The organism is Roseospirillum parvum (genome assembly GCF_900100455.1).
Lineage (GTDB): Bacteria > Pseudomonadota > Alphaproteobacteria > Rhodospirillales > Rhodospirillaceae > Roseospirillum > Roseospirillum parvum.
Window position 1 is genome coordinate 67,408 of record NZ_FNCV01000008.1, and the last position, 18,382, is coordinate 85,789.

Genomic DNA, 18,382 nt, shown 5'->3' on the forward strand with positions numbered 1-18,382 from the left:
CATCACCCTAACTTTTCCCCGTTCCGGCGGCGAGGTCAAGCCGCGCCGCCGGTGGCGCCGGTTTCGCGGGGAACTCAGCCCCGGCCGCGCCCGCTGCGCGGCCTGTTCAACCCCGGCCGCGCCCGCTGCGCGACCTGTTCAACCCCGGCCGCGCCCGCTGCGCGACCTGTTCAACCCCGGCCGCGCCCGCCGCGCGGCTTGGTGCCCAGGCCGATCTGCTTGGCCAGGTTGGAGCGGTGCAGGGCATAGTTGGGGGCGACCATGGGATAGTCGGCCGGCAGGCCCCAGCGCTCCCGATACTCCTCAGGGGTCATGTTGTAGGCGGTTTTCAGATGCCGCTTCAGCATCTTCAGCTTCTTGCCGTCTTCCAGGCAAATGATGTAGTCCGGCGTGACCGACTTCTTGATCGGGACGGCGGGCTGCGGACGCTCCGGCTCGGCCTCGGCCCGGCCCAGGCCGGCCAGGGTGCCATGAACCTCCTTGATCAGGCCGGGGAGATCACCCACCTGGACGGTGTTATTGGAAACATGGGCGGCAACGATTTCCGTTGTCAGCTCCATAAGCTCTTTTTCGTTGATGGTGTCGGTCATTTTTCTCCGGCATCCTTTGGCAGTGAACCATGGGTTGCTATATGCCAAATCCTGGTTTCTTGCAAGCGCAGTCGTCGCGTTGGAGCCAAGAAATATGAACCATGATAAGCCTGACCAAAGCCAGGCCGACTATTTCCTGGACATCACCAGTGACGTGTGCCCGATGACCTATGTCCGGACACGCCTGCTTCTTGAGCAAATGATTCCCGGCCAGATCGCCGAAATTCGCCTTATGGGCGCCGAACCGCTGGCAAACGTACCTATTGCGGTACATGACGCCGGCCACGAGGTGCTCGACCTCGCGCCCGAACCCGACAGCGGCGCCGACGGTCCGCACCGGCTGACCGTGCGCCGGGGCAACAGCGCCTGATCGACACCGCCAGAGTAACCGGCGCCTCAGACCAGCCGCAGGGCCAGCACCAGGGCATCGACCGCGCCAGCCGGCCGCTGGTAATAGCGCCGGCGGCGGCCCAGCGGGGCAAAACCCAGGGCGTGGTACAGGTAAAGCGCCGGCTGGTTGTCCTCGGCCACCTCCAGGACCATCTCCCCGGCCCCCAGGCGCGCCGCCTCGGCCAGCCCCGCCGCGACCAGACGCCGCCCCAGCCCCCGGCCCTGGTGCGCCGGATCGACGGCCAGGGTCAAAAGCTCGGCCTGATCGCCGGCCACGCGGCACAGGATGAAGCCCAGCGGCTGCCCCGTCGCGTCCACCGCCAGATGACCGAAGCTGCCCGGCAGAACGATCAGATCGCCCAGCTCGCCGGGCGTCCAGGGTCGTTCCTGACGCGGAACGAATGCCGCCGCGTGCAGGGCGGCGGCCACCTCGGCATGAACGAAGGCCAGGACAGGCAGGTCGATGGGCGGCCTCACGGGCGCAGGCGTCCCCCGTGGGCCGGCAGAACGGCATCCGGCGGCCTGAGGTAAAGCGCTCCCGGCGGCGACTGGGCCGATGCCTGGGACGGCGGCGCGGCGGCGGCCAGCCGGGCCAGCGCCGCGATCGGCGGCCACGGCAGATCAGCCGCCACCACGCCCGGCGGCACCTCGCCCAACCGGGCCAGCCCATCGCCGGCGGCCAGACACGGCGCCTCGGCCAGCACCGCCCGGGCGGCGGCCGGGTTCAGCGCCCGGGGACCATCGCCACCCGCCCCGGAATGGAATACTTCCAAGTAAAAATCGCCGCGCCGGGCGTCCAACACCACCACCCGAGGAAGCCCCTCCGCTGCCGCCGGATGATCCTCAAGCGCGGCGGCCAGGGCGGCGGTCACCGTCACCCCGACCAGCGGCACGCCGGTCGACGCGGCCAGCCCCCGGGCCATCGCCAGCCCCACCCGAAGCCCGGTGAACGAGCCCGGGCCGACACTCACCCCCAGGCGCTCCAGGTCCTTCAGGGCCACCCCGGCGGTGCCGGCAACGCGCTCGATCAGAGGCGCCAGGGCCTCGGCATGGCCCCGGGACAGGGTCAGGCTTTCCGCCGCCATCACCGCGCCCCGGTGAACCACGGCGGCGGCACACCTCGGGCCGGCGGTGTCCAGGGCCAGGGTCAGGGGGTCACTCAATCCGCGAGGTCTCCGAAAAGGTGAAGCGGGGCGCACGGGCCTGAAGTCCCTCGGGGTCGCCGTAGCCCAGATTGCACAGGAAATTGCTCTTCACCCGGCCATCGGGGAAGAACTCGGCATCCACCGCCGCCTTATCAAAGCCGCTCATCGGCCCGCAGTCCAGCCCCAGGGCACGCGCCGCCAGGATCAGATAGGCCCCCTGCAAGGTGCCGTTGCGAAACGCCGTCTCGGCGATCAGCTCATCATTGCCGGCAAACCACGACCGCGCGTCGGTGTGCGGAAACAGCTTGGGCAGATGCTCGTGAAAGGCCATGTCATGCCCGATGATCACGGTCACCGGCGCGGCCATGGTCTTGTCCACGTTGCCGGCCATCAGACACGGCTTCAGACGCGCCTTGGCCCGCGGGGAAACCACAAACACAAACCGCGCCGGCGAACAATTGGCACTGGTCGGACCCATGCGCAGCAAATCATGCAAACGAACCAGATCCTCCTCGGAAACCGGATGATTCCGCCACGTGTTGAACGTCCGCGCCTCGGTGAACAACCGCGCCATCACTTCCGACGACAATGCCTCAACCATCACTCCACCTCCGTCATCATTCCGATTGGTACCGGCCGATGCCGACCCAGACCAAGGGGGCGCCGCCCCCTTGGAACCCCCGCCGTGACTTAAAACCCCACCCAGGGGGGCAAGCCCCCCTGGGTGGGGTTTTGATTCATGGTGGGGTCTGGGGAGGCCTCCCGGCCTCCCCAGCGGGGTTAAAAGGGGCAGCGCCCCTTTGCTTTGGCTCGGTATCGGCGGGCGTCATTTGGCATGATGTCGGGGGTGGATCGGTCGGTGACAAGGGGGGTGGGATGGGTTCAGAATTGGTTTTCCGTTTTGGGGGCGAGGTTTCTGGTGATGCGTTGGTTTTTTGTATCAATTCTGTTTTGGCTTGTGGGTGTGGGCTCGGCGGGGGCGGTTGCGACGCCGGAGGCGGTGATTCTGATGTATCACCGCTTTGGCGAGGGGGCTTATCCCTCGACCAACATCCGGCTGGAGCAGTTCGAGGCGCATCTGGCCGAGTTGCAGTCGGGGCCGTACACGGTTCTGCCGCTGCCGGAGATCGTGTCGGCCCTGGTCGAGGGGCGTCCGCTGCCGCCGCGCACGGTGGGCATCACCATCGACGATGCGCATGCCTCGTTGCTGCGCGAGGGTTGGCCGCGTTTGAAGGCGGCCGGTCTGCCGTTCACCCTGTTCGTGGCCAGCGAGCCGGTTGAGAAGGGCCTGCCCGATTACATGAGCTGGGCCGAGATCGCCGCCCTGGCCGATGAGCCCGGAGTGGACATCGGCAGCCAGAGCCACAGCCATCCGCACATGGCCGATCTGTCGGCGGCCCAGGTGGCGGACGAGATCGCGCGCTCCCAGGCCCTGTTCACGGAACATCTGGGGCGGGCGCCGAGCCTGTTCGCCTACCCTTACGGCGAGGCTTCCTCGGCGACCATGGCGGCCATCGAGGCGGCCGGTTTCGAGGTGGCGTTCGGTCAGCATTCGGGGGTGGTCGGGGTGACCGAGCCACGGTTCTACCTGCCCCGGTTCGCGCTGAACGAGTCCTATGGTGATCCGGAGCGGGTCCGTCTGGCGCTCAGTGCCCGGGCCCTGGCGGTCGGCGAGCTGACCCCGGAGGACCCCTACCTGGGTCCGGGGGCCGACAATCCGCCGCTGTTCGGCTTCACGGTGCTGGAGCAGGCCGGCCCGGCGCTGGCGCGGCTGGAGCACATGGCCTGTTATGCCTCGCACCTGGGGCAGGTCGAGCGCCAGTTGATCGGGCCCCGGGTCGAGGTGCGGCTGGCCACGCCGTTTCCCTCGGGTCGGGGGCGGATCAACTGCACCCTGCCTGATGGTCGGGGCGGCTGGTACTGGCTGGGGCGCCAGTTCGTAATTCCCTAGAGTTCGTGATTCCCTGAGGTGGTGATCCCTGATTCGGGAGTCCTCGAAGGGCGCCCGGCCCGGTTGACGGCACCCGGACGGCAACGGATACTCGGGGCCTGACGTGAAACTGCCACCGGTCGAAGCGCCGGGCGATGGGGAGCGGGTCCATGGGGGGGTTCCTGTCGTCGCTGCTGGAAGGGTGGCAGCGACACCTTGAGCAACAGCACAACCGGCCCTTTCTGGAGGGCTGCATGGCGGCCTGTGCGATGGTCGCCAGCACCGATGGCATGGTCGACTTCGCCGAACGGGTGCGGGTCGATCAGGTGCTGGAAACCCTGGACCGCCTGAAGGTGTTCGATCCGCATGTCGGGGTCGATCTGTTCAACGACTACATCGAGGCCATCCTGGCCAACCCGGAAGAGGGCCACAACCGCGCCCTGAACGACATGCGGGCCGCCGCCGACACCCCGGAAGCGGCCGAGCTGCTGGTTCGGGTGTGCTGCGCGGTCAGCGAGGCGGGGGCCGGCGAGGACGGCGTGATGCCGCTGGTCGATCAGATCGAGATCGTCACCCTGTGCGCCTATCTGGGTCTGGACCCCCGGCGTTTCGGGCTGTATCGGGAAGGAACCCTGCCCACTTGAGGTTGCGCTTTCAACCCGGGTTATAAGAAACCTCTTCAAGAGCTTGATTATAAAGCCTTCAAAAACACCGTTCTGGATTGCGTGGCCGGGGGCTGGCGGCACTGTGTATAGGCTTTTCAAGGTCTTGTGATCGTTTCCTCGCCCAGATATCCAGGCTTCCCTGCCCACCGTTTCACGCCTCGAGCCCACGCCCCCATGACCGTTTCCCCGCCGCTTGCCCGCCTGCGCGACGCCACCCGCCCGGCCCATCACCGCCTGGACAGCCATCCGCTGCTCGCCGCGCTGTCGGACGGCCCGCCGACGCCCGAGGCCTATCGCCGCGCCCTGGCCCACCTGCATCTGGCCCTGGCGCCGCTCGAGGCCCGCCTGCTGGCGCCCGGCGCCACCCGCCCGGCCGGCTTCATGCTGCTGCCCCGGGCCGGCGATCTGGCGGCCGACGTGATCGCCAGCGGCGGCGGCCTGCTGGCCGCGCCGACGACTCCCGACGCTGCCCTGGCGACGGCGCTGGACCATCTGGACGCCCATCTCGAGGGCGGCGGGCTGGCGGCCTGGCTGGGCGCCGCCTACGTGGTCGAGGGGGCACGCCTGGGCGGGCGCACCATCGCCCGCGCGCTGGCCGCCCGCGACCCCGCGCTGGCCGTCGCGGCAAGCCGCTTCTTTGCCTCGCCGGGCCTGGACGTGGGGCGGCGGTGGACCCATTTCGGGCAGGTCGTGGGCCAGCATCTGGCCGACGACGTGGCCTTTGCGACGGCCCGCGACGCCGCGCTGGCCACCTTCGAGGTCTTCCTCGCCGGCCTGGCCACGGGCACCGCCCTCCCGGACGGGGGTGCGTGAAAGCGAGTTATGCTCAAACGCCGTTGGTGGTATCGTGGCCGGGGCGCGGCCGACCCGGCGGAGGTTCCCCGGCGCACAAGGCACGTGGATCGTGCCCCGGCGCGCAAGGCGCGCGGATCATAATTGTGGAGGCCAGCCCGAGGTGAGCGACAGCGGCGCAGACCCTATTGAAGAATGGAGCACCCCGCAGGCCGCGGCGCCGGCGGAGCTTGATCTCTCCGAATGCGAACGCGAGCCCATCCAGTTCCTGGGCAGTGTACAGCCGCATGGTTGTCTGCTCGTGGTCGCCGGGCCCGAGCACCGGATCACCCACGCCAGCGCCAACACCGACCGCCTGTTGGCCGAACCGGCGGCCGATCTGCTCGGCCAGCCGCTGCTCGGCCACTTCGACAAGGCCACCGGCCAGCGCCTGACACCGCTGCTGACCCGCCAAGCGGACGAAGACGAGGCAGAGACCGTGCTCGGCCACCTCTGCGGTCCCGGACATCCGGAAACCCTGGCCATCAGCGTGCATCGCACGGGGGGCCGCTCGGTGGTCGAGATCGAGCCGCTGGCCGCCAACCCGGCCCAGCCGACCCGATCCCCCGGGCATCTGGTCGAGCAGGGCACGCCGTTGATCGGCGAGTTGGAGAACACCTTTCGGCTGGCCGACCGGGCGGCGCGCCAGGTGGCCGAGCGCACCGGCTATGATCGGGTGATGGTCTACATGTTCCACCCGGACTGGAGCGGCGAGGTGATCGCCGAGGTTCGGCGCCCGGACATGGTGCCCTATGTCGGCCTGCGCTATCCGGCCAGCGACATTCCCAGCCAGGCGCGGGCCCTTTACACCATCAACCTGGTGCGGGCCATCGTCGACGTGAACGCCGTGCCGGTGCCCATCCTGGCCGACGAGGCGGCGCTGGGCCGCGATCCGCCGCCGCTCGACCTGACCCGCTCGCAGTTGCGCGCCGTCTCGCCCTATCACATCGAGTACATGCGCAACATGGAGGTGGCGGCCAGCCTGACCGGCTCGGTGATGGTCAATGGCGAGCTGTGGGGCATGATCGCCTGTCACCACCGCCATCCCCGCCCCGCGCCGCCGGAGGACCGGGCGCTGATCTGCCAGCAGGCCAGCGAGCTGGCCCAGGGGATCGAGGCCCAACTGCGTCTGGAGCGTTTCCGCCGCGATCAGATCTGCGAGTTGTTCATCGGCCAGCTGCAACGCCGGCTGGCCAACGACGACGACCCGGTGAGCGCCCTTCTGATGGGCAACACCCGGCTGCTCGACAGCCTGGAGGCGCAGGGCGGGGCGGTCGCCGTCGACCGCTCGCTGGCCCTGGTCGGCCGCTGCCCGCCGGTGCCGGTGGTGCAACGGGCCCTGGATGCGGCGGCCTCGCTGGCCAAGGGCAGCCTGTTCGTCACCGATGATCTGGGCGGGTTGGTCAGGTGGGCCGGCGGCGACAGCGGCGAGCAGGACGCCGCCACCCCTTACGCCGGCTTTGCCGTGCTGCTGTTCTCGCGCAACCCGGTGACCGCCATCGCGGTTTTCCGGCCGCCGGAAACGCGCGATGTGTTCTGGGCCGGCGATCCCTCCAAACCAGCCACCCAGACCGCCGGGCAGACCCGCATCAGTCCGCGCCAGTCGTTCGCCGCCTGGAAGGAATCGGTGCGCGGCCGAGCCCGCCCCTGGGAGCCCTGGGCCGGTCACCTGATGCTCCGCCTGGGCGAAACCCTGCGCGGTTTTTTCGGCAACCGGGGTCTGGCCGCGGCGCTGGGCCGGTCGGTGCGCGGGCTGGGGTTGCGCTTCAGCGACCTGCACGCCCTGCCCAGCGGCTACATGGATGCCTCGGGCGAGGGCGTGATGCTGACCATTCGCCAGGAGTCAGGCGGCCTTTCGGGCGATATCCGGCTGGCCGGGGTGAACCAAGCCTTTCTGCGCATGTTCGATGCCGCCGCCTCGGCGATCAACGCCCACGACTTCGAAACCCTGCGCGAACGCATCGGCCTGCCGGCCAATCTGCACGAACGGGCCAAGGGCGGCCCGGTGGCCTGCGAATGCTGGTCGCGTCTGCTCGGACGGCGGGCCCTGGAGATCAGCGCCTGGAACCTGCTGACCGTCCACGACAACAACGAGACGCGGTGTTGGGACGTGCTGTCGTTCCGCGACGTCACCGCCTTCCAGCGCACCGCCGAGGCACTGACCGCGGCGCGCGACCAGGCGCTGATGGCCTCGCGCGCCAAAAGCGAGTTCCTGGCCAACGTCAGCCACGAACTGAGAACCCCGCTGAATGCCATCATCGGGTTTTCCGACATGATCCAGGGGGGCATGGCCGGCGAGGTCAACGACAAGGTCCGCGAATACAGCCAGACCATCGGCGAAGCGGGCCGGCATCTGTTGTCGATGATCAACGATCTGCTCGACCTCTCACAAATCGAGGCGGGCCGGCGCACCCTCAACGAGGAAATGTTCGATCTGGCCGCCCTGGCGCGGGACTGCCGTGACTGGATGCAGGCCCAGCCACGCAGCAACACCCTGTCCTGGGACTGGAACCTGCCGGCCGAGCCGCTGCCCATGTTTGGCGACCGTCGGGCGCTGCGACAGGTCATCGTCAACCTGTTGTCCAACGCCCTGAAGTTCACCGCCGACCAGGGCGAGGTGGGGTTGAGCCTGAGCCAGCGGGACGATGGCACGATCATCCTGACCGTGCGCGACACCGGCATCGGCATCGCCGAGGATCAACTGCTCGACATTTTCCTGCCCTTCCAGCGCGGCAACGCCGCCCAGGTGAGCATGCGCGAAGGTTCAGGGCTGGGTCTGGCCATGGTCAAGGCGCTGGTCGAGCTGCACGGCGGGCGGGTTGACGTGGCCAGCATCGTTGGCGTGGGGTCGAGCTTCCAGGTCAGCCTGCCGGGCAGCCGCGCCGCGCGCCCCGAAAAAGCCGCCGGCGTGATCGCCCTGCCGGTGGGCCATTCTACAGGCAGCGAAAGCTGAACACCCCGACCAGATGCGAAGGCAGCGACGGCATGCCCGGGCCTGATCGCCCGTCCGCGCCGTGGGCCGGGGGTGGGCCCTCGGGATCGGTGCGGAAGGGCAGCAGCAGGTTGCGGTAGTAGACCAGACGGCCCTCGTCGAGATCGGTGAACACCGCACAATCGGCCACCGGGCGGCCGTACTGGCGCGCCGCGTCCATGAAACCGCTGAGCTGGCGGGCAAACTCCCCGGGCAGAACCTCGGGCAGCGGCCGGCCGACCACCGCTTCCCCGAACGCCGCCTCCAGCGACGCGCCGCCGTGTTCGATGACATGATCCATGCCGCCGTCGGCCAGCCGGACCACATAACAGTCGTGGGACAGGGCGGCGTCCCGATCGTACAGGGCCTGAAGATCGCCGAGGCTGGGCAGGGCCGCCTGGAAGGCCTCGCGGGGCCGGATGCTGTGGGAAGGGTTGTTGCGGGAAATCGCCGTGGCGTCCACAGTGACCGTCGGCAGATGGGCGGTTTTCTGCCACCAGCTCAAGGCACGGCCGGCTGTCCGCCGGTCAGGCGTGTCGTCCCTGCCGATGGGCTGTTGAGCGCTGCCATCCATGCCAACGGGCTCCCCCTTGTCGCGCCGGCGAGGATGTAACTATAGGTCGAAATACCGCCCCAGGCCAAGGAAGAATCATCAACCCATGGTCACGTTTTCGTTCCCATCCACCCTGGCTGGCGACAGCCCCGCCCGGGCCGGCATCCGGCGATGAGCGACGCCGACCGACAGCGCCTGGACAAATGGCTGTGGATGGCGCGTTTCGCCAAGACGCGCGGCCGGGCCCAGGAGTTGTGCGCCGGTGGCCATGTGAAGCTGAACGGCCAGTCGGTCGACAAGCCGGCCACGGCCATCCGCCCGGGCGACACCTTGACCCTGACCCTCGGTCCGTGGCGCCGCCATCTGCGCGTCGAGGCGTTGCCGCACCGTCGCGGCCCGGCCAGCGAGGCGCGGACCCTGTACGGCGAAACGGCGCCGGCGGAACGTCTGGTCGGCCCGCCCAGCCTGAACGCCGACTCGCCCGGGGGCCGGCCGAACAAGAAAGAGCGCCGCCAACTGGCCCGTCTGAAGGACCCCCTGGCCGACCAGGGCGAATAGGGCGGGGTGGCCTGGATCAGAAGAACAGGTAGCCCTTGGCGCCAAAGATCACCAACGGAACGATCCCCAGCAGAAGCAGCGTCGGAACCTCGTTCATGACGCGGTAGAACTTGTGGGGATGAACATTGCGATCATTGGCAAAGGCGATCTGCCATTTCGTGTTGTAGACATGGCAGACCACCAGACCGGCCACCAGCAGCAGCTTCAGGTGCATCCAGCCGCTGGTCATCCACACCGGGAACATCCAGAAGCCGGTGGTCGCCACCACCACCAGCGACGGATGCATGATCGCCTTCAGCAGGCGGCGTTCCATCACCTTGAAGTTTTCGCTCATCTCCGAGCCCGGAGCGACCTGGGCGTGATAAACAAACAGGCGCGGCAGATAGAACAGACCGGCCATCCAGGTAATGACCGCGATGATATGAAGGGTCTTGATCCACAAGAACCCGGTGGAATCATAATCGGGGATCATGAAGCTCTCCGGCGCGGGAAATCGGTCAGGAAGCGGCGCGGGTCGGGGCCGACCGGCCCGGCGGGGTATTGGGGCAACGCTTGTTCTCGATCGGACAGTTGCGCGGGCCCCGGGTGCGGCAGGTGTGGCCGGCCCGGCGCACAATACGCCGGACCAGCCGTCCCAGGCCATCGATAAAGCGCTGGTCGATGCCCACCGCCGGCACCCGGTAGTAGGCCGGCACACCGGAGGCCTCGGCCAGCTCGCCGTATTCGATGTCCAGCTCGACCAGGGTTTCGGAATGTTCCGAAACAAAGGCGATGGGCACCACGATCAGGGCCACCTTATCGACCCCGGCACGGGCGATTTCCTCTTCCGTCGACGGGCCGATCCATTCCAGCGGCCCGACCCGGCTCTGATAGCACACCGTCCAGTCGAGGTCGGGGATGTCGAGCGCCCCCACCACGGCGCGGGCCGTCTCCTCGACCTGCCACTGATAGGGGTCGCCGCGTTCGATCACCTTCTTGGGCAGCCCATGGGCCGAGAACAGCACCCGGAAAGGCTTGTCGGTGCCATCGCGGCGCCGCATGTCCTCGATGGTGGTGGTGATCAGGCTGGCTTGCGCCTCCAGCCAGCCGTCATTGATCGGATAGCAGCAGATTTCCTGGGTCGGCGGCGCCAGCCCGGCGCGGCGGGCGTATTTGTGCCATGCCGCGAACGAGGATTCGGTGGTCGAGGTGGAATACTGCGGGTAGAGCGGCAGCAGCACCACGTGGTCGGGGTCGAATGCCTGCACCGCCCGCACCGCCTCCGGCACCAGCGGGTGCCAATAGCGCATGGCGACGAACACCCGCACCTCGTCGGCCAGATCGGCCAGGCTTTCCTCGAGGGCCTCGGCCTGGGCCTGGGTCTGGTCCACCAGCGGCGAGCGCCCACCGATCTTGCTGTAGATCTCGCGGGCGATGGGGGCGCGCTTGCGGGCGATGTACCAGGCCAGCGGCTTGCGGATGATCAGCGGCAGATTGATGATCGCCGGATCGCTGAACAGGTTGAACAGGAAAGGCTCGATGGCATCGAGCCCATCCGGTCCCCCCAGGTTGAACACCACCACCGCAAGGCGCTTCATGACCCGTACCGTCGTCCCTTACTGGGCCGCCTGACCCCGAGTCTGACCCCGAACCTGGGCGATCAGCGCGGCGACGTTTTCCGGCGGCGTCTGCGGCACGATGCCATGCCCCAGGTTGAACACAAACGGACCCTTGCCGAGGGTCTCCAGGATGTGGGCGACCGATTTTTCCATCGCCGCCCCGCCCTGAACCACCAGCAACGGGTCAAGATTGCCCTGCACGGTGCACAGGGGCTGCAACCGCTCGGCCGCCCAGGCCACCGGCACCGTGGTGTCGAGGCTGACCGCGTCGACGCCGGTTTCCTTCACGAAGGCCTCGTACATCGGCCCGGCCATGCGCGGGAAGCCGATCACCGGCAGGTCGGGATGGACCGCCTTCAGGCCTTCCACGATACGCCGGTTGGGCTCGATCACCCACTGGCGGAAGGCGTCCTCGGGCAGCACGCCGGCCCAGCTGTCGAAAATCTGCACCGCCTCGGCGCCGGCCTCCACCTGAGCCAGCAGATAGGCCGTGCTGGCCTCGACCACAAGGTCGATCAGGCGCCCGAAACCGTCCGGGTCACCATAGGCCCAGGCCTTGGTCTCGGCATAGTCCTTCGAGCTGCCGCCCTCGACCATGTAGGTGGCGATGGTCCACGGGGCGCCGCAGAAGCCGATCAGCGCCGTGGTTTCGGGGATCGAGCGGGCCAGCCCGCGCACCGTCTCGAAGACCGGCGCCAGATGGTCGATCACCTGCCCGGGGTTGAGCTTGTCCAGCCCGGCGGTGTCGCGGATCGGCGCCAGCACCGGCCCTTCGCCGGCCCGGAACTCCACCGTCTGGCCCAGGGCGTGGGGGATGACCAGGATGTCGGAAAACAGGATCGCCGCATCGAAGTCATAGCGCCGCAGCGGCTGCAAGGTGACCTCGACCGCCTTTTCCGGGGTGTAGCACAGATCCAGGAAGCCCTTGGTGTCGGCCCGCACCTCCCGGTACTCGGGCAGATAACGCCCGGCCTGCCGCATCAGCCAGACCGGCGGCGGGGTCAGGGTCTCGCCTTTCAGGGCACGGATGAAACGCTTGTTGGCTGGGTCGGTCATGAATGGGGCGATCCGCTCTGGAGGGAAGGGAGATGGGCGGCGGCCAACCTATTACAAAACCATTCTGGAAGAAAAAGGGTTTTGTGGTTGTAGGAGGGCTTGTGGATAACGGGGATTCCGGGAATTCTCAAGGTTTTCCAGAGGCCGCGCCAACCCCACATGGGCCTGGGGAAAAGCCTGTGGATCATGGGGATGAAAGGCCCGGCCGGGCAACGAGTCGCCGGGTTTCGGGCAAAGCCGGGACAACCCCCGGGCCGACCCCGAGTCCTCCCCAGGCTCGGCGGGGGCTCTTTCGGTTATCCCCGGCTTGAAAACCCGGCGGGCCGATCCTCGGCTTGGCGGGATGAAAAACGGGCCCTTCGGCCAGACCGGGAGTTGTCCACCGGTTCGCCGGAGTCGTCCACAGGGAGCTGTTGATGCCATGAAAACGCTGCACCTTCATCTGGTCTCCGACGCCAGCGGGGAAACCGTCAGCAGCCTGGCCCGGGCCTGTCTGGTGCAGTTCGAGGGCATCAACGTGATCCATCACCTGTGGTGGCTGGTGCGCACCAAGGGGCAGATCGAGCGGGTTGCCGAGGGGGTGCGCTCCAATCCCGGGGTGGTGCTCTATACGCTGGTCGATCCCGAGCTGCGCCGGCCCCTGGAGGTGGCCTGCGCCGAAACGCCCGGGGTGACCGGCATTCCGGTGCTCGACCCGATCATGCGTGCCCTGGGCGGTCATCTCGAGGTGCGGGCCAGCGAGAAGCCGGGCCGTCAGCACACCCTGGACGACAACTACTATGACCGCATCGACGCCATGCATTTCGCGATCGACCACGATGACGGCCAGTCGCTGGGCACCATCCATCAGGCCGATGTGATCCTGACCGGCGTTTCGCGGACCTCCAAGACGCCAACCTGCATGTATCTGGCCAACCGGGGCATCCGGGCCGCCAACGTGCCGCTGGTGCCCGGCGTGCCGGCCCCGGAGGAGCTGAAAAAGGCCACCAAAAGTCTAATCGTCGGGCTGACCCGGGATTCGCGCAGCCTGGCCGACATCCGGCGCAATCGGCTGCGGGTGATGAACGAGCACCGCGACACCAGCTATGCCGACCCCGACCATGTGCGCGAGGAAATCCTCGCCGCCCGCCGGCTGTGCCAACAGAACGGCTGGAAGGTGATCGACGTCACCCGGCGCAGCATCGAGGAAGTGGCCGCCACCATCCTGCAGATGCTGCCGGCCCGCGACGGGGGCGGCGAATGACCCGACCGCTGATCCTGGCCTCGGGCAGCGCCACCCGGCGCGCCATGCTGGCGGGGGTTGGGCTGGCGGTGGAGGTGGTTGCGCCGGGGGTCGACGAAGCGCCGATCAAGACGGCCGCGCGCCGCGACGGCTGCACCACCGCCGAGGCCGCCGCCCGACTGGCCGCCGCCAAGGCCGCCGCCGTCGCCGCCCGGCGCCCGGATGCCCTGGTCATCGCGGCCGATCAGATCCTCGACCTTGACGGCGAATGGCTCGACAAGCCGGCCGACCGGGCGGCGGCGCGGGCCCAGTTGCGGCGTCTGCGCGGCCGGACCCACAGGCTGGTCACGGCGGTCAGCCTGCACCAGGGGGCGGAGATCGTGTGGCGGCACACCGCCACCGCCGAGCTGGCCATGTGGGCCTTCGACGACGGGTTTCTGGAAGACTATCTCGATGCGGCGGGCGATCAGGTCAGCCAAAGTGTTGGCGGCTATCAGGTGGAAGGTCCCGGGGCCCGCCTCTTCGAGCGCATCAATGGCGACTGGTTCGCCATCCTCGGCCTGCCCCTGCTGCCGCTGCTCGGCGCCCTGCGGGCTCTTCAGATGCGCTGACGTTTCAACAGCACGTAGAAGGCGCCGCTGCCGCCATCCTGGGGTTTGGCCTGGGAGAAGGACAGCACCAACCCGCGCAATCCCGGTTGGTTCAGCCAGCGCGGCAACTCGCCGCGCAGCACCCCCGGGGCATGGTTCGACCACGGCTGGTGCCGCACTTCGGGGTCGCGGCTGCCGCGCCCGGTGATGACCAGCACGCAGCGCTGGCCGGCGGCGTGCGCCGTGTGCAGATGGCGGACCAGGGCGCGATGGGCCCGCTCGCGGGTCATGCCGTGCAGGTCCAGCCGGCTGTCGATCTCCATCCGCCCCTTGGTGAAGCGCTCGGCGGTGCGCTTGTCGATCCCCGCCGTGTGCCCGGCGGCCAGCGGCACCGCGCCCCGGCCGCGCGGCGCCGTCGAGGGGTCGAGGCTGCGCGGCCGGCCGAGCGTGGGATGGTCGGGCGTGGCGTGGCGCCGCCGGTGCGGCTGGCCGAGCGGAATGACCTCGGCGGTCACCCGCTGCCACAGTTCAAGGTCCTCGGGGTCGGGCTCGGGGCGGCGGCGGCGCGACATGACGGGCCCTACCGGCTTTCGACCAGCAGAATGTGCAGATGGCGCGGTCCGTGGGCACCCAACTGGATGGTCTGCTCAATGTCGCCGGTGCGCGACGGCCCGGCGACCAGATTGACGGTGCGCGGCCAACCGCCCGCATGATCCTGGCGCAGGCGCGCCCAGGCGTCCTCCAGGGTGGCGACCACGGCACTGGCGTCCAGCGCCACCAGATGGAAGTCGGGCAGGAAGTTGAGGCCGGTCGGCGTTTCCGGGCTCGAGGTCAACAACAGCGAGCCGGTCTCGGCGATGCCCAGGCGGGCCCGGGTCAGGGCGATCAGGTCGCCCGGCCCGGCGGTTCCCCGGCGCACCGTCAAAAGGCCATGGGCGGCCGCCGGATCAAGCGCCGGGTCGGGGGCCACGGCCAGCTCGCCGGGCAGGTTGCGGGCGGTCAGCCAGGCCGCCACCGCCGGCCCCAGAGCGTCCGGGCCGGCCACCCGCTCGACGCTGGCGGCGGCCGCCTCGGCGGCGGCGGTGAAGCGGGCGATCAGATCGCCATCGCCCCGGGCGGCGGCCGGGATCAGCGGCGGCTCGACCGGCCAGACGGGGGCCGCCGCCGGGCCGGTGCGCGCCAGGCCGCGCCGCACGGCGGCCAGCACGTTCTGGCGCTGGGGATCAGGCTTCGCGGTCACGGATGGTCTCGGTCTTGGGGGCAGAGGGCGGGCGCGGCGGGGCGTCGCTGGCCCGGGTGCGCGGCGGCGGGGTCGGCTTGGGCTCCTCGTAGGGCGCGCTGTCGCGCGGCGGGGTGCCGACAAAGCGCGGCATGGTCCGCTGCGGCACGCCGAACTTGGCGAAGCGCGCCCAGTCGCCGGTCGGCGCGGCGACCCCGGCATTGGGCCGGCCCTTCAGGTTCATGGCGATGCCGCCCACCGCCCACAGCCGCTTCAGGCCTTCCGGCGAGTTCATCGCCTGGGCGATGGCCCGCTGGCGCAGCCGATGGGCCAGCCACGGGCGGATCAGGAAGACAAAGACCAGGCTGTTGAAGATCAGCACCATGGTTCCGGCGGCCAGCCCCACGGCGAACAGCACCAGCAGCGCGATGGCCAGCAGAAGGACCAGCGGCGCGGCATTCTCCTGCACGCTGTAGACCGGCGAGCCGGCCCGGTTGAGGTGGTTGTAGTCGGCGTGGACCTCCAGGTGACCGTCGGTCCACGCCTCGGACAGGCGCAGATGAAGCTTGCGCTCCTCCGGCGTGACGTGGGGATAGGGTGGGGAGGTGGCCATGGTGGATTTGATCCTTAGAGCAAATCCCGAGCGATCCGGGACGGATCGCGACGACGATTTGCGGTAATATCAACAGATTAGCGCATGTTGCGTGATTCATAAAGCACGCAACATGCGCTAAGCTCAGGGCCGGCGGGCGCCGCGCCGGTAGCGGGCCTGGAAGGTGTCGCCCTCCGGGGCGGGCAGGTCGCGGCTTTTCGTCCAGCCGCCGGCCAGGGGCAGCCGGGCGAAGCCGCCCCGGCGCCGGCCGAGCCGCCCCAGGGCAACGGCGGCCAACCGGTTCAGCGGGTGATATAGGCGCGGCCGGGCGGCCAGCCAGCCCCAGGCGGCCAGACCGCGGCGCATCGCCGGCGGGCTCAGCCGTTGGTCGTGCGCCCGGGCCCGCCACTGGCGCAAGAGGCCGGGCAGCGGGATGCGCATCGGGCAGACCGCCTCGCAGCGGCCGCACAGGGTCGAGGCCTCGGGCAGCGGGGCGGCCTTGTCGATGCCGATCAGGGCCGGGGTCAGCACGCTGCCCATGGGTCCGGGATAGACCCAGCCATAGGCATGGCCGCCCACCGCGCCATAGACCGGACAATGGTTCATGCAGGCGGCGCAGCGGATACAGCGCAACATCTCGCGAAAGCCGTTGCCCAGCATCTCCGAACGCCCGTTGTCGAGCAGGATGACATGGAACGCCTGTGGCCCGTCGGCATCCTCCGGGCGGCGCGGACCAAGGGAAAAACTGGTGTAGCTGGAGGCCGTCTGCCCGGTCGCCGAGCGGGCCAGAAGGCGCAGGATCAGGCTGGCGTCGTCCAGCGTCGGCACCACCTTTTCCAGGCTGGCCAGCACGATGTGGACGCGCGGCAGAAGCTGGGTCAGATCGCCGTTGCCCTCGTTGGTGACGATCACCGTGGCCCCGGTCTCGGCGATCAGAAGGTTGGCCCCGGTGATGCCCACGTCGGCGGCGGTGAAGTCGTGGCGCAACACGGCCCGGGCCTCGTCGAGCAGGGCGCGCGGGGTGTCCAGCTCCCGTGCCGGGTCGAGGTCGCCGTGGGCGGCGCGGAAGGCGTCGGCCACCTGGGCCTTGGAGACATGGATGGCCGGGGCGATGATGTGGCTCGGCGGCTCGCGGCGAAGCTGGATGATGTACTCGCCAAGGTCGGTCTCCACCGGGCGCATGCCGGCGTCCTCCAGGGCCTCGTTCAGGCCCACTTCCTCGGCGATCATCGACTTGCCCTTGGTCACCGTGTGCGCCCCGTGGGCCCGGCAAATCTCCAGCACCTGTTGGCGGGCGGCCTCGGCATCGGTCGCCCAGTGGACGGTGCCGCCAGCCGCTTCCACCTTGTCGGCGAAGCTCTCCAGGTAGTGGTCCAGATGATCCAGGGTGTGGTTCTTCATGGCCACCGCGCGGTCGCGCAGGGCGTCGAACTCGGGCAGGGCGTCGACGGCGGCGGCCCGCTTCTGGCGGAAGCCGGTCTTCATGGTGCCGAGCGCCCGGACCAGCTCGGGATTGTCCAGGGCGGCCCGGCTGTTGGCCCGGAAGGTGGCGCTGCGCGGGATCATCGGCCGGCTCCTTCTCCTGGCGCGCCGATCGGCGGCACATGACGCGCCCCGGCCAGCACCTCGGCCACGTGGCGCACCTCCATCGGCCGACCGCCCCGGCGCCTGAGCCGCCCGGCGATGTTCAGAAGGCAACCCAGATCGCCGCCCAGCACCAGATCGGCCCCGGTGGCCTCAAGATCACTCGCCTTGGCCTCGACCATGCGCGTCGACACCTCCGGATACTTCACGGCAAAGGTGCCGCCGAAGCCGCAACACTCCTCGGGCTCGGCGGCATCGAGCACCGTCAACCCCTCGACCGCGGCCAGCAGGCGGCGCGGCTGCGCCTTGATGCCCAACTCGCGCAGGCCGGCACAGGAATCGTGATAGACCGCCACCCCGGGCCACGCCATCCCCGCCGGCACATGGTCCAGCACATCGGCCAGAAAACAGGTCAGCTCGTGGGTTTTGCCAGCCAGCGCCCGGGCCGGTTCGGCCAGCGCCGGATCGTCGGCCAGCAGCACCGGATACCGATGGCGCAGCGTCGAGGCACAGGACCCGGACGGCGCCACCACATAATCACAGTCCTCGAAAGCCCGGATCAGACCCCGCGCCACCGCCCGCGCCGTCGCCACATCGCCGCTGTTGTCGGCCGGCTGACCGCAACAGGTCTGCCCCTCAGGCACCACCACGGAACACCCCGCCGCCTCCAACACCTGAAGCGCCGACAAGCCAACGGATGGACGAAAGGTGTCCACCAGACAGGTCACGAACAATCCCACCCGAGGCACACTTTCAGCCACGTATTGAAGACCCTTATGCGAGGAAGCAGAAACCGCACCTTAATGTGACAGCCCACCGGAAGAGCGACAAGCGCAAAGGGGCGCTGCCCCTTTGAACCCCGCCGGGGGACACGGGGTGTCCCCCGGA

Annotated in this window: 21 protein-coding genes; 8 read left to right on the top strand and 13 right to left on the bottom strand. The window is 69.0% G+C overall.

Going from position 1 to position 18,382, the window contains the following annotated elements; translation table 11 throughout:
- Window positions 1-170: 170 nt before the first annotated feature.
- On the bottom strand, window positions 171-590 hold the full coding sequence (locus BLR95_RS12200) for a Ros/MucR family transcriptional regulator (RefSeq protein ID WP_092620507.1): 420 nt from the start codon (window positions 588-590) through the stop codon (window positions 171-173).
- A 94-nt stretch (window positions 591-684) separates the two neighbouring features.
- Here BLR95_RS12200 and BLR95_RS12205 point away from each other — a divergent pair, with 94 nt between their 5' ends.
- Window positions 685-960 carry a sulfurtransferase TusA family protein gene (locus BLR95_RS12205; protein ID WP_092620510.1) on the top strand — a complete coding sequence of 92 codons (276 nt, stop codon included), beginning with the start codon at window positions 685-687 and terminating at the stop codon, window positions 958-960.
- Between the two features lie 26 nt (window positions 961-986).
- Here the strand turns inward: BLR95_RS12205 and BLR95_RS12210 are convergent, their stop codons facing one another.
- The 3 genes from BLR95_RS12210 to BLR95_RS12220 are packed head-to-tail and all read right to left on the bottom strand — an operon-like array spanning window position 987 to window position 2,726.
- Window positions 987-1,457, bottom strand: a complete 471-nt coding sequence (locus tag BLR95_RS12210; RefSeq protein ID WP_218119549.1) for a GNAT family N-acetyltransferase — start codon at window positions 1,455-1,457, stop codon at window positions 987-989.
- On the bottom strand, window positions 1,454-2,143 hold the full coding sequence (gene tsaB, locus BLR95_RS12215) for a tRNA (adenosine(37)-N6)-threonylcarbamoyltransferase complex dimerization subunit type 1 TsaB (protein ID WP_176787827.1): 690 nt from the start codon (window positions 2,141-2,143) through the stop codon (window positions 1,454-1,456). The genes BLR95_RS12210 and tsaB overlap by 4 nt, the downstream gene beginning before the upstream one ends.
- Entirely contained in the window at window positions 2,136-2,726 is a 591-nt protein-coding gene (locus BLR95_RS12220) for a malonic semialdehyde reductase (RefSeq protein WP_092620516.1), read from the bottom strand. Before BLR95_RS12220 ends, tsaB begins: the two co-directional genes overlap by 8 nt.
- Before the next feature lie 408 nt (window positions 2,727-3,134).
- Between BLR95_RS12220 and BLR95_RS12225 the strand changes: the two genes are divergently transcribed.
- The 4 genes from BLR95_RS12225 to BLR95_RS12240 all read left to right on the top strand — a co-directional run bounded on the left by BLR95_RS12225 (window position 3,135) and on the right by BLR95_RS12240 (window position 8,504).
- Window positions 3,135-4,076 (top strand): polysaccharide deacetylase family protein, encoded by a 942-nt coding sequence (locus BLR95_RS12225; protein ID WP_143130994.1) that lies wholly within the window; start codon window positions 3,135-3,137, stop codon window positions 4,074-4,076.
- 149 nt (window positions 4,077-4,225) lie between these two features.
- On the top strand, window positions 4,226-4,699 hold the full coding sequence (locus BLR95_RS12230; protein ID WP_176787829.1) for a tellurite resistance TerB family protein: 474 nt from the start codon (window positions 4,226-4,228) through the stop codon (window positions 4,697-4,699).
- A gap of 195 nt (window positions 4,700-4,894) precedes the next feature.
- Window positions 4,895-5,533, top strand: coding sequence for a biliverdin-producing heme oxygenase (locus tag BLR95_RS12235; RefSeq protein ID WP_092620525.1), 639 nt, complete (start codon window positions 4,895-4,897; stop codon window positions 5,531-5,533).
- A 142-nt stretch (window positions 5,534-5,675) separates the two neighbouring features.
- Complete coding sequence (locus tag BLR95_RS12240; protein ID WP_176787837.1) at window positions 5,676-8,504, top strand: ATP-binding protein; 2,829 nt, start codon at window positions 5,676-5,678, stop codon at window positions 8,502-8,504.
- Here the strand turns inward: BLR95_RS12240 and BLR95_RS12245 are convergent.
- The gene (locus BLR95_RS12245) at window positions 8,485-9,096 is read right to left on the bottom strand and encodes a PAS domain-containing protein (protein WP_143130995.1); all 612 of its coding nucleotides are present in this window, start codon (window positions 9,094-9,096) and stop codon (window positions 8,485-8,487) included. The genes BLR95_RS12240 and BLR95_RS12245 overlap by 20 nt on opposite strands.
- A 150-nt stretch (window positions 9,097-9,246) precedes the next feature.
- Between BLR95_RS12245 and BLR95_RS12250 the strand changes: the two genes are divergently transcribed.
- Window positions 9,247-9,633 carry an RNA-binding S4 domain-containing protein gene (locus tag BLR95_RS12250; RefSeq protein WP_092620534.1) on the top strand — a complete coding sequence of 129 codons (387 nt, stop codon included), beginning with the start codon at window positions 9,247-9,249 and terminating at the stop codon, window positions 9,631-9,633.
- Between the two features lie 16 nt (window positions 9,634-9,649).
- On the opposite strand, the gene hemJ is transcribed toward BLR95_RS12250, so the two are convergent.
- Genes hemJ through hemE form a run of 3 tightly spaced genes read right to left on the bottom strand, consistent with a single transcriptional unit; the run spans window position 9,650 to window position 12,287 of the window.
- Entirely contained in the window at window positions 9,650-10,105 is a 456-nt protein-coding gene (gene hemJ / locus BLR95_RS12255; RefSeq protein WP_092620537.1) for a protoporphyrinogen oxidase HemJ, read from the bottom strand.
- 25 nt (window positions 10,106-10,130) lie between these two features.
- The gene (gene hemH / locus BLR95_RS12260; RefSeq protein ID WP_092620540.1) at window positions 10,131-11,210 is read right to left on the bottom strand and encodes a ferrochelatase; all 1,080 of its coding nucleotides are present in this window, start codon (window positions 11,208-11,210) and stop codon (window positions 10,131-10,133) included.
- 18 nt (window positions 11,211-11,228) lie between these two features.
- Window positions 11,229-12,287 carry a uroporphyrinogen decarboxylase gene (gene hemE, locus BLR95_RS12265; RefSeq protein ID WP_092620543.1) on the bottom strand — a complete coding sequence of 353 codons (1,059 nt, stop codon included), beginning with the start codon at window positions 12,285-12,287 and terminating at the stop codon, window positions 11,229-11,231.
- 421 nt (window positions 12,288-12,708) lie between these two features.
- On the opposite strand from hemE, the gene BLR95_RS12270 reads away from it, so the two are divergent.
- Both BLR95_RS12270 and BLR95_RS12275 read left to right on the top strand, forming a co-directional pair.
- Window positions 12,709-13,530: a pyruvate, water dikinase regulatory protein gene (locus BLR95_RS12270; protein WP_092620546.1), complete on the top strand. Its 822-nt coding sequence runs from the start codon at window positions 12,709-12,711 to the stop codon at window positions 13,528-13,530.
- Complete coding sequence (locus BLR95_RS12275) at window positions 13,527-14,120, top strand: Maf family protein (RefSeq protein ID WP_092620549.1); 594 nt, start codon at window positions 13,527-13,529, stop codon at window positions 14,118-14,120. The genes BLR95_RS12270 and BLR95_RS12275 overlap by 4 nt, the downstream gene beginning before the upstream one ends.
- On the opposite strand, the gene BLR95_RS12280 is transcribed toward BLR95_RS12275, so the two are convergent.
- The 5 genes from BLR95_RS12280 to BLR95_RS12295 form a co-directional block, all read right to left on the bottom strand.
- Window positions 14,108-14,671 (bottom strand): Smr/MutS family protein, encoded by a 564-nt coding sequence (locus BLR95_RS12280; protein WP_092620552.1) that lies wholly within the window; start codon window positions 14,669-14,671, stop codon window positions 14,108-14,110. The genes BLR95_RS12275 and BLR95_RS12280 overlap by 13 nt on opposite strands.
- Before the next feature lie 8 nt (window positions 14,672-14,679).
- Window positions 14,680-15,339, bottom strand: a complete 660-nt coding sequence (locus BLR95_RS12285) for a LutC/YkgG family protein (RefSeq protein WP_245689496.1) — start codon at window positions 15,337-15,339, stop codon at window positions 14,680-14,682.
- Window positions 15,323-15,931 (bottom strand): hypothetical protein, encoded by a 609-nt coding sequence (locus tag BLR95_RS16135; RefSeq protein ID WP_245689497.1) that lies wholly within the window; start codon window positions 15,929-15,931, stop codon window positions 15,323-15,325. Before BLR95_RS16135 ends, BLR95_RS12285 begins: the two co-directional genes overlap by 17 nt.
- A 123-nt stretch (window positions 15,932-16,054) precedes the next feature.
- Entirely contained in the window at window positions 16,055-17,476 is a 1,422-nt protein-coding gene (locus BLR95_RS12290) for a lactate utilization protein B (RefSeq protein ID WP_092620558.1), read from the bottom strand.
- A complete protein-coding gene (locus BLR95_RS12295) occupies window positions 17,473-18,255 on the bottom strand; it encodes a (Fe-S)-binding protein (protein WP_092620561.1) in 783 nt (260 codons plus the stop codon). The genes BLR95_RS12290 and BLR95_RS12295 overlap by 4 nt, the downstream gene beginning before the upstream one ends.
- Window positions 18,256-18,382: the final 127 nt, after the last annotated feature.

Excerpts from the sequence above, each read along its gene's own strand:
- BLR95_RS12200 (WP_092620507.1), bottom strand. The coding sequence starts at position 590 with ATGACCGACACCATCAACGAAAAAGAGCTTATGGAGCTGACAACGGAA.
- BLR95_RS12205 (WP_092620510.1), top strand. The coding sequence starts at position 685 with ATGAACCATGATAAGCCTGACCAAAGCCAGGCCGACTATTTCCTGGAC.
- BLR95_RS12220 (WP_092620516.1), bottom strand. The coding sequence starts at position 2,726 with ATGGTTGAGGCATTGTCGTCGGAAGTGATGGCGCGGTTGTTCACCGAG.
- BLR95_RS12225 (WP_143130994.1), top strand. The coding sequence starts at position 3,135 with ATGTATCACCGCTTTGGCGAGGGGGCTTATCCCTCGACCAACATCCGG.
- BLR95_RS12230 (WP_176787829.1), top strand. The coding sequence starts at position 4,226 with ATGGGGGGGTTCCTGTCGTCGCTGCTGGAAGGGTGGCAGCGACACCTT.
- BLR95_RS12235 (WP_092620525.1), top strand. The coding sequence starts at position 4,895 with ATGACCGTTTCCCCGCCGCTTGCCCGCCTGCGCGACGCCACCCGCCCG.
- BLR95_RS12245 (WP_143130995.1), bottom strand. The coding sequence starts at position 9,096 with ATGGATGGCAGCGCTCAACAGCCCATCGGCAGGGACGACACGCCTGAC.
- BLR95_RS12250 (WP_092620534.1), top strand. The coding sequence starts at position 9,247 with ATGAGCGACGCCGACCGACAGCGCCTGGACAAATGGCTGTGGATGGCG.
- hemJ (WP_092620537.1), bottom strand. The coding sequence starts at position 10,105 with ATGATCCCCGATTATGATTCCACCGGGTTCTTGTGGATCAAGACCCTT.
- hemH (WP_092620540.1), bottom strand. The coding sequence starts at position 11,210 with ATGAAGCGCCTTGCGGTGGTGGTGTTCAACCTGGGGGGACCGGATGGG.
- hemE (WP_092620543.1), bottom strand. The coding sequence starts at position 12,287 with ATGACCGACCCAGCCAACAAGCGTTTCATCCGTGCCCTGAAAGGCGAG.
- BLR95_RS12270 (WP_092620546.1), top strand. The coding sequence starts at position 12,709 with ATGAAAACGCTGCACCTTCATCTGGTCTCCGACGCCAGCGGGGAAACC.
- BLR95_RS12275 (WP_092620549.1), top strand. The coding sequence starts at position 13,527 with ATGACCCGACCGCTGATCCTGGCCTCGGGCAGCGCCACCCGGCGCGCC.
- BLR95_RS12280 (WP_092620552.1), bottom strand. The coding sequence starts at position 14,671 with ATGTCGCGCCGCCGCCGCCCCGAGCCCGACCCCGAGGACCTTGAACTG.
- BLR95_RS16135 (WP_245689497.1), bottom strand. The coding sequence starts at position 15,931 with ATGGCCACCTCCCCACCCTATCCCCACGTCACGCCGGAGGAGCGCAAG.
- BLR95_RS12290 (WP_092620558.1), bottom strand. The coding sequence starts at position 17,476 with ATGATCCCGCGCAGCGCCACCTTCCGGGCCAACAGCCGGGCCGCCCTG.